Source organism: Sodalis sp. dw_96, from assembly GCF_018449575.1.
Taxonomy (GTDB): domain Bacteria; phylum Pseudomonadota; class Gammaproteobacteria; order Enterobacterales; family Enterobacteriaceae; genus Acerihabitans.
The window spans coordinates 83,856-99,244 of sequence record NZ_JAAVUT010000012.1 but is presented as its reverse complement, the minus strand read 5'-3'; the positions used below and the strand labels follow the sequence as shown (position 1 = coordinate 99,244).

The following is a 15,389-nucleotide window of genomic DNA, read 5'->3' as shown; positions in this document are numbered from 1 at the left end:
AGTCTGTAAAATCAAGAAAACTCAATGTCTATCTTTTCCGGAGAGGAGGTCGAAATTTCCATCGTTTTTCCCTCCGTATCCGTCACACCCTCGAATATTTTACCTTCAGCGGTAGTAATGCGATAACGTTTATTCGCCAGCACTTCACCCGTAGTTTCATCATGGGCGATAAAAAACTCGCTAAAGCCAGAAGGCAACATGACAGCCGAAGCACTGTAACTGGCGGGATTCATTTTTTGCACACTTGTTGATTTCAGTAGAATATTGTTAGGGCACCCCAGCTCAATGTTTCCGCCCTTCATACGAATATAAGCACCTCCGCAGTTCAGTACGATTTCATTTTGAGCTGTGATTTGTACTTTACCTTCTTGACTCGTGATCTCGACATTTTGTTTTGCTAAAACGGATAACGCATCATTTTGTGCCTGAATATTGACTTTCCCACGGTTGGCAAACAGTTTCATCCCGCTATTTTTAGCAAACATGCTAATTGCGCCACCAGCCGCAACCGTAAAGGTTTTCAACACGCTGATATCGGCATTCTTCCCCGCGGTCAGCGATACCGAGCCTTGCCCAGAGGAAAGCTGTACATTCTCCGGACTGAGCACAGCCGCACCATAAGGGGCATGTATGACAAGTCCTGCCTCGGCCAATTGATGAAGTGCTGAAGTTAACCGCTGTTGTCCTGATTCCTCTGCCAGTTCGGCTTGAGCGAGTTCTGACGCCTGTGATAGCGATTTAACGATAGATAATGCTTTATCTAACTGCTCAATGGCCGCCTGCATATCCAGTTGATCCCCGTTAGCCTTGGGCTGCGCATCCGCGCTGATAAATATGCCCTTTGCCGCTCGTATCGACCCGTGCAGGTCGGTTCTTAACTCAAAACCTTCGCCGCGCGGCTGCTTTCGGCTGTCCACAAGATGCCCCAGATTGAGCTGGGTTTTACCGCCATACTCGGTACTGAGCTTGATATGCTCCTGATTTTTGGTGTCGTCCAGACGCAGTTTGTTATTTGCCGGCGTGCGCAGCACGTTGCGCTTGTAGTTTTGCAGCGTGACGAGGTCCGGGTGTTTAGAATCATGCAAAGCGTAGGCAATATAGGGTTTGTCCGGATTACCCTGCTCGAAGGCAATCGCAACCTCGGTGCCCGCCAGCAGCGGCATATGCAACCCGTAAGTGTCGCCGGCGTACGATCGCGCCTGGCGTAGCCACAGGCTCTCGGCACCTGGTTGCCATTCATCACGGTCGAAGTTGAACGACACGCGATAGCGTCCGTCATTGTCGATATGGCTGTAGGTGTCGTTCAGGCGAGTACTGGTTACGCGCGCCGGCAGAGTGCCGGCCATCATCGGTTTTGCCGTCGGCTCAGGGCGGAAACAGACAATTTCCGAATAGGGAATGGCGGTGAACGCCACCTCAAGGCTCCTGTCTCGCGCCGCGCGGCTGCGGATGCCGGTTATCACCGCGCCGTCCTGGAATATCCTCGGCGCATCCTCGCCCTGAACCTTGAGTTCCTGGCCGGGAGCCAGACTGGCGGAGCTGGTAAAACCTTTTAACTCGGTTTGCCGGTTCAGGTAGCGTTCATGGCGCAGACGGGCGTAAAACATGCCGCTTTCAGGCTCGGGGTCCTGCGCGTATTTGTCGCCGATAGCGAGATAATTAATCGCATAATGATAGGATTCGCCGTAGGTAGTCTTGTCGCCGCGGGCCACATCCGCCTCGCCGTCCATTGAGGCCGAGGCATCCCGGTAGTTGTAGTCGCGGGCACTGACCCGGCCCTCCACCACCTGGTGCGCCGTTTGCAAGGCCCAGACGCAGGAAACACCGCCGGAATCCAAGCCTGAAGGATTGCGCAGCGGCAAAAGGGTGCCGGACTGATAATGGCGCTGGTCGTCATACATTTCCACCACATCGATATTGAGCCGTGAGTCGGCGGTGAAGCGAAACCAGATCCCCACTTCGGCCAGCAGGCGGCTGATAAAGGTCAAATCGTCTTCGCCGTACTGCATCACCTGTTCGCGTTTCGGATAACTGTGGGCCAGGGTGAATAAAAAGTCCTGCCCCTTGAAACCATGGCGGTCCCGCAACACCTTCTCCACAATCTCCGGCACCGATAAATGCTGATAAATACGGTGCTGTAGGCTGTTCTTCAGCAGGGCGAGACGCGGGACCAGAGTCACTTCGTAGCGGCTTTCGTCCCTTGAGGCGGCGAGACGTTTGAATCCGGCAACCACGCCGTGAACCGAGCGTAACGGCACCGTCGGCGCCGCCGGCAGGCCGAACGCCGGCAATGTGACAGGCGGGGCATTGAGGGTGAAGGAGGCATCCTGCATCAGCATCCGCGTCGGCGGGATGTCTTTTGCCGGGCTGGTAAACTCGATACGGTAGCAAAATGGACGGCTGAGATGCTCTTCACCTGTAAATGCCAAAACCACCAGCGGCGAACTGTTGTCCCACACATGGAGCTTATGCTGGCTGTGATCAAACAGCAGGGAATCCACGGCGTTTAACATGGGCTCAGCTCCTCGTCGGTAAAGGTCAGGGTAATGTCTTCATCAACGCTGTAATCCAGCTTCACTCCGTGCGGTTTTCGCAACTCGGCTTGGCGCTGCAATAGCTGCTGGCTCAGCACCGGTAAAATTTGCTGATTCAGCAGGCTATCGATATTGCGCGCCCCGCTATCCGGTAATAAGCAGGCGGTCGCCAGCGCTTCCGTCAGGTTTTCAGTGATCTCACAATGCAAACCGTAATGCTGGAGAAGTCGCTGTGCCATCTGCCGCAGTTTGATGTTGACGATGCGCTTCATGGCATCGGTATTAAGCGGGCGGTAAATCAGGGTTTGGAAACGCGCCAGCAGGGCCGGTTGAAAATGATCGCGTAATATGGGGTGCAGCAATTCGTGTAGCATGGAATCCGGCGCGTCCGGTTGCTGTTCCAACAGAGTCATTAACCTATCGCTGCCAAGATTGGCGGTCATCAGGACAACGGTATTGCGAAAATCAATTTCCCGCCCTTCGCCATCTCTCATCACGCCCCGATCGAAGACCTGATAAAACAGATTAAGTACGTCACGGTGGGCTTTTTCCACCTCGTCAAGCAGCACGACGCTGTAAGGACGTTTACGTACCGCCTCGGTGAGTACGCCGCCTTGACCATACCCGACGTAGCCCGGCGGGGATCCCTTAAGCTGTGAAACGGTATGAGGTTCCTGATATTCGGAAAGATTAATGGTTGTCAGGGAGCGGATTCCGCCAAAAAGAGCGTCGGCCAGCGCCAATGCGGTTTCTGTTTTGCCGGTGCCGCTCGGCCCCACCAGGAGGAATACGCCTAATGGGCCATTTTCAGGCGTCAATCCGGTTTTTGCCGCCCTTAGCCTTTGCGCCAGGGCCGAGAGGGCGCTATGTTGTCCGATGATTCTTTGCGTCATCGTGTTTTCCAGCCCCAGCAAATTAACCTGTTCATCTTTCATCAGGCTGCCGAGGGGGATCCCGGTCCAATCCGCCACCACCGAAGCCACCATACGTACATTCACATCCGGCGATATCATGGGCGAATTACCCTGCAACTGCGCCAGCTGTTGCTGTATCGCGTCGGCATGCCCGCAGGGGATGTTATTACTCCTGGCGGCCAGCAGTTGTTCCGTCAGATCCTTCTCCTGTTGATAACGCCCATGGGCTGCGTTGAGTCTTTCCAATAGCTTTTCACGGCAGATTTCAATGGCAGGCAGCCGATTTTTGCCGAAAGATAAACCGATGGCAGCATCCTGTACCAGCGCCTCCCGTTCGATATCCAGGGCGGTAATCTGGTTTTGCAGTTCCGTGAGTTTATCCGGCCGGGTATCCAGGCTCATGCGTGCCCGCGCTCCGGCGGTATCGAGCAGATCTACGGCTTTATCGGGCAATTGACGTCCGGTGAGATAACGGCGGGACAAGGTGACGGCGGCCCGTATGGCGTCGTCGTGGATATGCACGCCGTGATGGGCGGCGTAGCGCTCTTTTAAACCCCGTAGCATCAGGCAGGCGGTGTCATCATCCGGCTCGGCTACTTTCACCATTTGAAATCGCCGTTCCAGGGCGGCGTCGCGTTCAAAGTATTGTTTGTATTCCCCCCATGTGGTGGCGGCGATAGTGCGGAGTTCTCCGCGGGCCAGGGCGGGTTTCAGCAGGTTGGCCGCATCGGCGCCTCCGGCCTGGTTACCGGCGCCGATCAGGGTATGGGCTTCGTCGATAAACAACAGCACCGGGTCTGGAGCATGCTGTACGGCCTCGATAATATTTTTCAGACGCTGTTCAAATTCTCCTTTTACTCCGGCGCCGGCCTGTAGCAGACCCAAATCCAAGGTACGCACGCTGACGGACTTCAGGCTATCTGTCACCTCACCACTGATAATGCGCAGCGCCAGTCCTTCAACCAGTGCGGTTTTACCCACGCCGGGTTCACCCACCAGAATCGGATTGTTTTTGCGTCGCCGCGACAGAATATCGATCATCTGCCGGATTTCCGCATCGCGTCCGAATACCGGGTCAATCAACCCGGCGCGGGCTTTGGCGGTGATATCCAGCGTGAATTTATCCAATACCTGCTGTGTCTGGGGTAAAGACGGGGAGCCCGTTGGAAGCGATGAAGACATCATGGCCGAAATGTCCGGCAGTTGGGACCGGCGCTCCGGCCGTTCATCCGACTGCGCATCCAGCAGCGGCAGCAGACGTCTGAGCTGAACACCGCACAGGCCAAGCGGCGGCCAGGCCGTTTCGGCTTGCAGCAACGAGGGGACGGATATCAATGCAAGCAGTAAATGCACAGAGCGTATTTGCTCAATGTTCTCTTGTAGCGAAGCCTCGAGCCAGGCTGTTTTAATCAACCGGCACAATCCATTGGAAAGCTGTGGTTTGCCATGAATGCTGCGGGGCAGCTTATCAAGTTGTGATAACAGTCCTTGCCACAGGCCGTCCAAATCCACCTCATAGCGGCGGGCAATCACCGTAATATCCCCTTCCCCCTGCTCAAACAGTTTGAGCAGCCAGTGTTCGACGGTAATTTCTCCATGGGCTCGGGTCTGGCATAAGGAGGCCGCGGCGGCCAAGGCTTCGGCGCAGTAAGGATTAAGGCGGCGCAATAACGGGGCACAGTGGTTATCCATGTTGTCAGGTCTCGTCTCAAGGGCCTTTGTAGGGCGATGGCTACCGCACGGCCCGTGTTCCGGTCCGGCGGGGAAAGCGATATGTATGGTCTTAGCTGAAAAGCGTTCCGAACGCCGTTCAGATAACGCCACGATGGCCGCAGGCGGGTTGTCCGCCTGCAAGCCGGGTTATCAGGCGGAAGCCCGTTCGTTCCAGGAATCGGAATGAATAATGTTGCCGTCTTTATGGGTCCAGATAATTTTCTCGTAACGGAATTCCACCCGTTCCAGGTGGTTGTGTCTCTCCTTGGCCGGATCTTTGATGTCGTGCATCAGCGGGGCGACTTTCACTACCTTGACGTTTTCCAACCGGGTGTTGAAATACTCCACTTCCTGTCCGGCATCATCGATTTTGTACCATTTGATTTCAGCCGATTTGAGGGTCTGGCCGGAGGTGACGGCTTTATAAAGGTAGGGGCTGGAAGCATCGACCTCCTTGGTGAAAACCAGGGGTGTGTGGATGCGGGTACCGGTCAGCTTGCCGGTGTTATTATCCGTGGGGATATAAAGGCTATGTTCCAGAGCCGTCATTTCGATGCTGCCTTCACGACCCTGGACGTTTACAGACCCTTTGATGTCTGCGCCGCCGTCGTCTTTCAGCCAGAGATATGCGGGAATTGCCATGTGTTAACTCCTGTTATAGATGGATATCGCCTTCATTGGCGAAGTGGTAGCGCCTGAACCCTAGCCGTGGGTTGACATGCCCCCGGCTCCGGTATCAGTCTGATGTCGACCCTGCGGTTAGCCTCACGCCCGGCCGCAGTGTCATTACTCATAAGAGGCCGGGCGGCCCCGTGGCCCTGTACCGCAAAACAGCCGGAAGGAATATTGCCCATAGTTCGCAGCCAATCGCGTACCGCTTCGGCGCGAGCCAGCGACAAAGCCTGATTGCGCCGTGGATTGCCGGTGTCATCGGTGTGCCCGGAAACGACAATCAGCCGGCCCGGTTGAGCCTTGATATCCATCAAGGCGGCAACCAGCACCTTGGTGCCATCAGGTTTAAGACTGGCACTGCCGGTATTGAATAACGACAGGCTGTTAAGATTGAGGCTATGTGGAACCGGCGCATGGGCTTGCGGTAGGTCCGGTTCGGATACGGGCGGTATGTAGCCGTCAATGGCCGCCAGCAGCACTGCATAAAGCCTGGAACCGGAATACAAGCCCAGCCCAAGGCGCAGCGGTGTTCCCTGGCGGTGGTAAAGCTCCAGTTCCCGTGCATCATTGATCAGTACCGTGAGGGCGGACGCCTTGGGGACATGCGCTATCGAGGGGATGGCGTGGTAGCGTTGCAAGTCGGTGGCAACGCGAGTCAGCAGACGCTGATTGTTCCAAGCCACAATGCACAGGACGGCAAGACAATATCCGGTCAGCAACGCCATTCCCCACGCCAACGCCCGCTGACCGGCGCTCAATTCTTGTGGCCGGGCCAGCGCCCAAAGCAGGGGATCGGGAAAAGGCAACCGAGTTTCCTCCATTGGAGAAAACGGCATGGGACGCAACTGTGTCCTGGCCGCAAGATAAAGCTGCCAGACATTGCCGCTTAAAACGGACGTTGAGGTAAAGCGCACCGCCAGATCCGACCGGAAGCGGGACGGGCGAGCTTGGGTGGTGCCGGATTTATCCGCCATCAACGTATCGTGGTACCAGCTCAACAAGACCTTTGCTTCTATTGCCTGGGACCAGTGTTGGGTATGCCGATTGTCCCTTTTCAAGGACAACCCGTCGTCTGATACCTGTCCGGACGCATCCTGTTCCCCGGTTATGCCGAGGGATCCACCTGAGGAACCGATATACCAGGGGCTGTCTTTGCCGTTTAGAAACAGGCATATCCTTGCCGGTAACCTGTAGCCGACGATGCGGGATATCACCGCCAATTCGTGATGCCAGCCCCGCAAAATCACACGGAGGACACCCTGATCGGTATGCGATTGCGGAGACAAAAAAAACATTACGGCCAGTTGCCGACTCCATGCCGGACGCTGTGCGAGGAGGATGGGCGTTAATCTGGCCAGCTCTTTGGCCGTGCCAAGCCGCACGTAGCAGCCGTGGGAAATTTCACGTACTAACGAAGGGCCGAACAGCCTGTCTAAATCGCCACTGTCACCACAAACCAGCACTATGGGTCTGGAACACTCCCAGGGCAACGCCGCCAGCAGATGATTAGCATCGGCGGAGACAGAAAACGCCGCCCGTCCGCAGACTATCCAAGCCCCGCCCATGGCCAACAGCGTTATCACACCGCTGAGACTTCGCGCCATCATCCCCCAGGGCAGGATGCTCTGACATAAAATCAATGTCAGACCGCCAAAAAGCAGCCAGAATCCTCGTTTCATGTGGAGCGTCGTGATTCGCATTTTATCGGGGCCCCGGCAGCAGATCCGCCAGCAGCATGTGAAGATAATGGTTCAGTCCCCACCAAAGCCCGGCCACCGCCAGGAGGGAGATACCGCCCCAATACCATAAAGAGCGCCTGCCGAAGAATCCATAACAGCGATCGGCGTCCGGGCTCATTAACACCGATGCCGGTATTGTTTCAAGGGCGGGGACTTTGCTCTCCAGAATGGCAATCAATTGATCCCGCGGCCCTTGCTGCTGGTTGCGATAGCGGCCCTGAAATCCAAGCACCAGAATCCGGTGAAAACAGGTTAATACCGCTTCATCTGGTGCGGGCTGGTTTAACACCGTCCGTATCCGAACATACAAATGCTCGCCGGCCTGCAGGTTATTGAAGAAATGCGCTTGCAGCGGTTTGGCCAGCCATATCTGATGGCCGTTATCAGGAATATCCTGTACAAAACTGCGCCCCATTACGGTTTCGTCCAGCAAAGCGCACTGCGCGTAGGTAATATGATCGATGCTCTCGTCGGAATACTCCGCCGAGAGCAATTGCCGCCGCACCTCTTCAACCTGCCCCTGGCATAGTTGATAGAGCGCTTCCCCTTGTTCGGCAGCCGCCCCGTTGCGCAGCTGGATTACCGTCAGGAAGGTGTCGCGCAGCAGGTTATCGATGGAAAGCGTTATTTTCATGTGCGTAGTACCGCATAAAGTTCGAGTTGCACCTCAGGCAACGAGCCCGGCACATAAATAAAGCAGCACCCGGCGGCCAGCATGGCTTTTGCCGAGGGATGGTTTAAATCCAAGGCAAAGTATTGATTTTCCAGCCGTAAAGGAATCGCGGCAGGCACATGGCTTAGGGAGACCAGGGGGACGCCGTTCAGGGCGGTATTCACCAGTTCGTTCACGTCGTCCGGCGCACCGATTTTGCATAGGGCGGGAAACTGGCTTTGTAAACGATGGGCGGGCACACCGGAGCGTACCGAAAGATAAAAATCCGCTTCTTCGCGCAGGCGGCCATCATTCAGCGGTGCTTTCCAATAGTGGGGGCCGATACTCTCAAGCGCCAGCGTCAGCACCCGCGAAGGCAGGCTGGCTTCAAGCAATGTTCCGATAAGGCCGAACAACGGTGGGAATACCGTCTCCAAACGTCCATGGTCATAGGGGGGAATAGCCTCTATATCCTGATCCAGGGAAAACGTCAGCAGCGAACCGGCCAGTTTTATCAGTTCGCGATAAACCATTTCTGGATGCAGGGCCGGGTCTCTGAGTAAATCCGCCAGCACCGGTTCACTGGAATTGAGCGCATTGAGCAACCAGAACAACGACACATCCGCCACGGCAAAATCGGCCATCCGCTGGTTGCTTTCCCGGCGCATTCCCATCAGGCGGCGACGCTTGGCCTGGAGCTGGCCCATCAACAGGCTTAACGCGCGGAACATCCCTTCACTGGCGCCAAAAGATAATAACGGCGGAATAAACTGCCGATCCAATTCCCAATCACCGCGCCCGTCACGTACCAGTCGAGCCACCGGACAGGTCAAATATTCGCCGTTAACGTCAAAATCAAAACGCAGAGAGAGTTCATAGCGCTCCACCGCCATGGATTCCGAGTCATCGCCTAAAACATCCTGTACCTCCGCCCATTCCTGGCGGTACCGGACCGGATGCCCGGTGACCTCCCCTTGCCGGCGGCAGTTACCGCCGTTGGCATGCTCCAGCGGCAATGCCAGCATCACCTCCACTCGACGAAGATCGGTGGGAAGAACTTGCGCAAGGTCGCAGGCGGGAGGCAACGTATCGCAGCGATCGGTATCGATTAAGGTCCCATCGGCCATACGAACATGGAGCTGCTCCGCTTTTAACCGGTTCAGCCTTAGCGCATCGATATCGAACCGGGCGGCCAGTATGCCCCAGGGTTGCCGCAGGCACAGGCGATCAAGACAGCTACGATGAAAAGCCTCCCAACGCGCCTGCTGCTGGAATTGTTGTGGCGCCAGAAAGGCTCCTGCAATCCAGAGAGGTCGGTAAATTTTCATGGCGTCTCCTCGTCTCAGACCTTGGCCCGCGGCATTTGAGATACCAATGAAAGATTGACGTCCATACCTTCCACTTGGAAATGAGGCACTGCATAGAGCTTGACCCGAAAGAAACCCGGGTTGTCATCAATATCTTCAACCGTCACCTTTGCATCACGCAGAGGATGAGACGCCTGTAAATCGTCCCCGGGGTCGGTCATTTCCGTTACCAGACCGCGGATCCAGTTATTCAGCTCCAGCTCTAACAGGCGGCGATCTTTGGTGGTCCCGATATTTTCACGCTGAATAAGTTTCAGGTAATGGGCGATACGCGACAGCAGGAAGATATAGGGCAGACGGGAATTGATGCGGCTGTTGGCGGTGGCGGCCTGGCTGTCGTATAACGCCGGTTTTTGTACCGAATTGGCGGAGAAAAAACAGGCATAGTCCCGATTTTTATAATAGGAAAGCGGGATAAATCCCAGATTGGCGAACTCGAACTCCCGGGTTTCCGGGATCATGACTTCCGAAGGGATTTTGACCTGATTGCCCGTGCCGAGATCGTAAAGGTGGATCGGCAGGTCGGTCACCGCCCCACCTGCCTGCGGCCCGCGGATTTGTACACACCAGCCGTTTTTGATGAAGCTTTTCACCATATTGGCGGCAAAGGCAAAAGACGCATTGGTCCAAAGGTAACGGTCGTGATCCGGCCCTTTTACCTGTTCAATGTAGTTGAAGCTTCGTACCGGTACGGTATCGGGCCCATAGGGCAGCCGGCCCAGCACGCGCGGCAAGGTCAGCCCGATATAGCGGGCGTCATCGCTGTCTCGGAATGCCTTCCATTTCAGGTATTCGGCGCGATCGAAATAATTGCCGATGTCTTTGATGGCCGCCACGTCTTCCATGGTCTGTTTACCGAAAAAGGCCGGCCCAACGGAGCCGATAAACGGCATATGGGCGGCGGCGGCCACTTTGGAGATATTACGCAGCAAGGCGATATCCCGCGGACCGCGATCGAACTCGAAATTTGAAATGGCGGCGGCTATAGGCTCACCGCCCGGCGTATCATACTCGTGGGTATAGGTAATGGAGTAGAGACCGCTTTGGACGATTTCCGGCGCATCTTCAAAATCCTGTACCAGATGATCTTTACTGATATCCAGAAGCTCGATTCGCACATTGTGGCGAAAATCGGTCTGGTCGATGAGGGATTTCACTCCGCGCCAGGTGGATTCAATACGTTGGAAGTCCGGATGATGCATCACCACGTCCAACTGCCGGCTGATTTGGTCATCCAGGGCGGCAATATGACCGTCCAAAAGCGTTTTATCCAGCCGTTCCACCTTTGTACGGGACTGTCCGAGCAAATCCATTAATACTCGCACCGCCGCCGTTACCCGTTCATCGGTGGAGACCTCGGATAGGGCATCGCTATTCTGAAATGCCTCGATACCGGTTATGGAGGTCACCGGACTGAGATTGATTTTCTCAAACAGGGCCGCATAGACGCTTTTCTCCCCATGGGCAGGATGGTTTTGGGCCAGGCTGGTTGCGGGGTCCCGAACGGTGTTTTCCTGTACTGACATAAGCGTATTCCCTCCTTTTCCGTAGCGGTTAAATAAATTTCGGGGCCAGACCGGCTAATTCCATACGCAGTTCTTGGCTTAATGCCTCATCCTTCAGGATGAGTTCCAGTTCCCGGCGAAAGGTGGCGTTATCCAGCAAATTAGATTTAAGATCCCGTAGCAGGTTACGCATCGCCAAAAGGGCGCGCAGCTGCGGAATCTGGCGTGCCACCTGTTCCGGTTCGAAATCTTTCATATGCCGGAATGTAAGGGCCACCGCCGTCTCGGTGTTTTCCGCCAGCGCGTCAGGCACGGAGAGCTTTAGGCTTGGATGCAAATCAGCCAGTACGCTGTTGAAATTGTTTTTATCAACGGAAACTTTGTTACGTTCTGACAACGGGCGCTGCTCCCGGCCATTGCTATAGTCCCCCATGACCAATAGCTTAAGAGGCAGTTCAACGTTTTTTCTGGCTCCGCCGGTATGGAGATCCAATTTAATATTGATTCGCGCTTTGGGTACTTCATGTTGGAAACTATCAGCCATAAGCCAGCCTTATAAATTTATTAATAAAGAAATAATTAACAGCTATATACATACATTCGGCCGGGTACAAATAACGGAACCATGCCGATACTCATCCATAAAATAATGAAACCAAGATATTTGTAATCTCATTCATATATATCCACTTCAAACTATAAACATGCCAGACTAGCAACAACTATTTTCCTGGAGGTGTACTCAGAGTATATAAACCACAGATAAAAAATATCAAGCGATATTAATCACCCATAATAAATAGGGAAAACCCGAGTTATTATTGTGAGTTCTAAAAAATTGAGGAGGCACTCTAAGCAACCCTGTCAGCTTGCGGGATAATGCACAAAATTGCACTCTATCATTAGGCCAATAGGCGGAAGCCCCGACAATTGCAGGGGAATACATTCAATTAATTCCAAAAAAAATTACTAAGCTAACGACACTCTAACTTCTATTATTTAGTTTTTGTTAGATAGAGCAGCGGTAATTATTTTCGTAAGATAATTATTTCACGGGGTAAAAAATCAAACGAGCCTTTATTAGTTAATTTTCAGACAATGGTTCAATAACCTCAATAAGCAGGCTATCGCTATTATCGAAAAAAGACGTCACTCACTTTCCGAAAACTTATTCCTTTATAGATGTCATCAGGCATACTAGCTTTATTAACAGCCTGCGGGACAGCCGTTCAGATATTATTTCCGCATCGAGACAGAATGCCATCAAAAGATAGTCCATAAGCAATTTGGTTTTTTTAAGGAGAACGCAGGAAAGCAGGATAGTATCGGATAAAAATATTTTCTGAAAAGCGATAGGGTTATCAGAGGCAATAAAGAGATGACATGGACTGTTTTAGCGGTGTTAAAAACACAAAGCCCCGACCGACAGGCCGGGGCTTTGCCATACGGTAGCCTATGTCCATGGGACGCAGGCTAATCCAGCGGGAATACTATTTCTTAGCGACCGGAATGCTGAAACGTTTGTTGAAGCGATCAACACGTCCGCCGGTATCAACAACACGTTGTTTACCGGTATAGAACGGATGGCATGCGCCGCAAACGTCTAGAGTCAGGTCGTGGCCCAGCGTGGAGTGGGTCTTGATAACATTACCGCAAGAACAGGTTGCAGTAATTGCTACATATTTCGGATGTATATCTTTTTTCATGGAAAACCTCTTCGTAAGGCCGCGTCGCTATCCGGTCTGCTTGCGCCGGACACCACGCGAAGGGTGTGTCGTTTCTCTGATATCGGATGATACCAAAGGCGGCGAATCATACAGAATGTCGCGGCCCTTTGCAAACACATCCGTGCATTGAAGTCGACACAGTGTACACTATCAGCGCTATTTTCTCCCTGGACTATTCGATGCCTGTTGTTCACGTTGCGCTACCGGTGCCATTGGCACGCACGTTTGATTACCTTTACCCCGCCCACGCGCGTCCGGTTATCGGCGGACGCGTTCGCGTTCCCTTCGGTCAGCGTAACGCCATCGGCATTGTCACGGGCATCAGCGCGAGCAGTACGCTGGCGCCGGACAAACTCAAGACCATCAACGGGGTGCTTGATGAGCACTCGCTGTTTCCCGACAGCCTTTGGCGTATTCTCAACTGGGCAATCGGCTATTACCATTACCCGGCGGGAGAAGTCTTGTTTCATGCTCTGCCGGTTTTACTTCGCCAGGGTAAAGCCGCCGAAATGACGCCGCTTTGGCAATGGTTCGCCACTGAACAAGGGCGGGTTACCCCCCTGGATAGCCTTAAACGGGCACCGAAACAGCAGCAGGCGCTGGCGGCCTTGCTGACTGGTCCACTTTACCGCCATGAAGTGGCTGAACATGCGTTGACCGAAAGCGCATTGCAGGCCTTGCGTACCAAGGGCTTATGCGATCTTCGGGCCACCCGGGCCGACGGTGCTGACTGGCGCCGGGATTTTCGCGTGGAGGGCGAGCGGCTCAGGTTGAATACCGAGCAGGCCACCGCCGTGGGGGCTATTCGCGGCGATGATGAGCAGTTTGCCGCCTGGTTATTGGCCGGCGTGACCGGCTCGGGTAAAACCGAGGTTTACCTGACCGTATTGGAAAATATTTTGTCAAAAGGCAAGCAGGCACTGATCCTGGTGCCGGAAATCGGTTTGACGCCGCAGACCATCAGCCGTTTTCGCGAACGTTTCCATGCGCCGGTGGACGTGTTGCATTCCGGTTTGAACGACGGCGAACGCCTTGCGGTCTGGCTCAAGGCCGGAAGCGGCGAAACGGCGATTGTTATCGGCACCCGTTCGGCTCTGTTTACCCCTTTTGCCCGGCTTGGCGTCATCGTTATCGATGAAGAGCACGATAGTTCCTATAAACAGCATGAAGGCTGGCGTTACCATGCGCGGGATTTGGCGGTATTTCGCGCGAGGGAGGAAAATATTCCCATCATTCTGGGTTCGGCCACGCCGGCCCTGGAATCCCTTTATAATGCCCAGCAAAAAAAATACCGCTATCTCACGCTTGGCAAACGCGCCGGCATTGCCAAGCCGGCCCATGAACAGCTTCAGGATTTAAAGGGCCTGTCGCTTACCAACGGCATGTCGCAACCTCTGCTGCAGAAAATGCGGATCCATCTGGATGCCGGCAACCAGGTGATGTTATTTCTCAACCGCCGGGGATTCGCGCCGGCGCTGTTATGCCATGAATGCGGCTGGATTGCCGAATGCCCACGCTGCGATCATTTTTATACCCTCCACCAGCAGCAAAGGCAGATGCGTTGCCATCATTGCGACAGCCAGCGGCCAATCCCCGATCAATGCCCGCAATGCGGCTCAACGCAGTTGATACCCGTCGGTTTGGGCACTGAACAGCTTGAGGAGACGCTGACCGCGCTGTTTCCCTCCACGCCCATCACGCGTATCGATCGCGACACCACCGCGCGCAAAGGCGCCCTGGAGTACCATCTTGCCCAAGTACATCAAGGAGGGGCCCGCATTTTAATCGGCACACAGATGCTGGCGAAAGGGCATCATTTCCGCGATGTCACCCTGGTTTCGCTGCTGGACGTGGACGGCGCGCTTTTTTCGGCGGACTTCCGCTCCGCGGAACGCTTCGCCCAGCTGTATACCCAGGTTGCCGGCCGGGCGGGACGGGCGGGTAAACAGGGTGAGGTTTTCCTGCAAACCCACCATCCGGACCACCCCCTGCTGCAAGTCCTGCTGCATGAAGGCTATATGGCTTTCGCGCAGCAAGCTCTCACCGAAAGGCAGGCTGTGTCGTTACCGCCCTTTACCAGCCATATCCTGTTCCGGGCCGAAGACCTTGATAATCGGCAGGCCGCACAGTTTTTAGAACGCCTGCGTCAACTCCTTGATGCCAGTCCGTTGCGGGATGATGCGCTGTGGCTGATGGGTCCGATACCCGCGCTCCTGCCTAAACGCGGCGGGCGCTTTCGCTGGCAGCTACTGCTTCAGCATCCTTCCCGTGCGCAATTACAGCGATTAGTGGCCGCCAGCCTGCCCTTGGTGAACGCTCTGACCCCGGCGCGAAAAGTCAAATGGTCGCTGGATGTTGACCCCATCGACATTTGACTGTGGTTTGTCTCGCCGATTTTTTGTGATTGTCATTCGAATAATATTGAAAGATTCGACATCATCGGCCTTTTAAATACCCCAAGTCCCTCACAATCTGATAGAAAGGACAAGATTCATTATTACTTGTTCTTTTAACAGCTACCCGTGACCGGGACGGTGCAACAATGACCCGGCGACGTAAAATGGGA

The 15,389-nt window shown here is 54.4% G+C and carries 10 protein-coding genes; 1 reads left to right on the top strand and 9 read right to left on the bottom strand.

Annotated features, from left to right (window positions below; translation table 11 throughout):
- Window positions 1–11: 11 nt before the first annotated feature.
- The 9 genes from vgrG to rpmE all read right to left on the bottom strand — a co-directional run bounded on the left by vgrG (window position 12) and on the right by rpmE (window position 12,802).
- The gene (vgrG, locus tag HB631_RS17795; protein ID WP_213992517.1) at window positions 12–2,513 is read right to left on the bottom strand and encodes a type VI secretion system tip protein VgrG; all 2,502 of its coding nucleotides are present in this window, start codon (window positions 2,511–2,513) and stop codon (window positions 12–14) included.
- Window positions 2,507–5,140 carry a type VI secretion system ATPase TssH gene (gene tssH, locus HB631_RS17790; RefSeq protein ID WP_213992516.1) on the bottom strand — a complete coding sequence of 878 codons (2,634 nt, stop codon included), beginning with the start codon at window positions 5,138–5,140 and terminating at the stop codon, window positions 2,507–2,509. Before tssH ends, vgrG begins: the two co-directional genes overlap by 7 nt.
- A gap of 171 nt (window positions 5,141–5,311) precedes the next feature.
- On the bottom strand, window positions 5,312–5,803 hold the full coding sequence (locus tag HB631_RS17785) for an Hcp family type VI secretion system effector (RefSeq protein ID WP_213992515.1): 492 nt from the start codon (window positions 5,801–5,803) through the stop codon (window positions 5,312–5,314).
- A 32-nt stretch (window positions 5,804–5,835) separates the two neighbouring features.
- Window positions 5,836–7,512 carry an OmpA family protein gene (locus HB631_RS17780; protein WP_213992514.1) on the bottom strand — a complete coding sequence of 559 codons (1,677 nt, stop codon included), beginning with the start codon at window positions 7,510–7,512 and terminating at the stop codon, window positions 5,836–5,838.
- A 22-nt stretch (window positions 7,513–7,534) separates the two neighbouring features.
- On the bottom strand, window positions 7,535–8,206 hold the full coding sequence (gene tssL / locus HB631_RS17775) for a type VI secretion system protein TssL, short form (RefSeq protein WP_213992513.1): 672 nt from the start codon (window positions 8,204–8,206) through the stop codon (window positions 7,535–7,537).
- Window positions 8,203–9,552: a type VI secretion system baseplate subunit TssK gene (gene tssK / locus HB631_RS17770; RefSeq protein WP_213992512.1), complete on the bottom strand. Its 1,350-nt coding sequence runs from the start codon at window positions 9,550–9,552 to the stop codon at window positions 8,203–8,205. The genes tssL and tssK overlap by 4 nt, the downstream gene beginning before the upstream one ends.
- 14 nt (window positions 9,553–9,566) lie before the next feature.
- Window positions 9,567–11,117 (bottom strand): type VI secretion system contractile sheath large subunit, encoded by a 1,551-nt coding sequence (tssC, locus tag HB631_RS17765; RefSeq protein WP_213992511.1) that lies wholly within the window; start codon window positions 11,115–11,117, stop codon window positions 9,567–9,569.
- Window positions 11,118–11,145: 28 nt separating this feature from the next.
- Window positions 11,146–11,640, bottom strand: a complete 495-nt coding sequence (tssB, locus tag HB631_RS17760; protein ID WP_213992510.1) for a type VI secretion system contractile sheath small subunit — start codon at window positions 11,638–11,640, stop codon at window positions 11,146–11,148.
- A 946-nt stretch (window positions 11,641–12,586) separates the two neighbouring features.
- Window positions 12,587–12,802 carry a 50S ribosomal protein L31 gene (rpmE, locus tag HB631_RS17755; RefSeq protein ID WP_213992509.1) on the bottom strand — a complete coding sequence of 72 codons (216 nt, stop codon included), beginning with the start codon at window positions 12,800–12,802 and terminating at the stop codon, window positions 12,587–12,589.
- Window positions 12,803–13,002: 200 nt separating this feature from the next.
- Here rpmE and priA point away from each other — a divergent pair, with 200 nt between their 5' ends.
- Window positions 13,003–15,198, top strand: a complete 2,196-nt coding sequence (gene priA, locus HB631_RS17750; RefSeq protein ID WP_213992508.1) for a primosomal protein N' — start codon at window positions 13,003–13,005, stop codon at window positions 15,196–15,198.
- The last annotated feature ends 191 nt before the right edge of the window (window positions 15,199–15,389 follow it).

Coding starts and splice junctions, on each gene's coding strand:
- vgrG (WP_213992517.1), bottom strand. CDS start 2,513: ATGTTAAACGCCGTGGATTCCCTGCTGTTTGATCACAGCCAGCATAAG.
- tssH (WP_213992516.1), bottom strand. CDS start 5,140: ATGGATAACCACTGTGCCCCGTTATTGCGCCGCCTTAATCCTTACTGC.
- HB631_RS17785 (WP_213992515.1), bottom strand. CDS start 5,803: ATGGCAATTCCCGCATATCTCTGGCTGAAAGACGACGGCGGCGCAGAC.
- HB631_RS17780 (WP_213992514.1), bottom strand. CDS start 7,512: ATGAAACGAGGATTCTGGCTGCTTTTTGGCGGTCTGACATTGATTTTA.
- tssL (WP_213992513.1), bottom strand. CDS start 8,206: ATGAAAATAACGCTTTCCATCGATAACCTGCTGCGCGACACCTTCCTG.
- tssK (WP_213992512.1), bottom strand. CDS start 9,552: ATGAAAATTTACCGACCTCTCTGGATTGCAGGAGCCTTTCTGGCGCCA.
- tssC (WP_213992511.1), bottom strand. CDS start 11,117: ATGTCAGTACAGGAAAACACCGTTCGGGACCCCGCAACCAGCCTGGCC.
- tssB (WP_213992510.1), bottom strand. CDS start 11,640: ATGGCTGATAGTTTCCAACATGAAGTACCCAAAGCGCGAATCAATATT.
- rpmE (WP_213992509.1), bottom strand. CDS start 12,802: ATGAAAAAAGATATACATCCGAAATATGTAGCAATTACTGCAACCTGT.
- priA (WP_213992508.1), top strand. CDS start 13,003: ATGCCTGTTGTTCACGTTGCGCTACCGGTGCCATTGGCACGCACGTTT.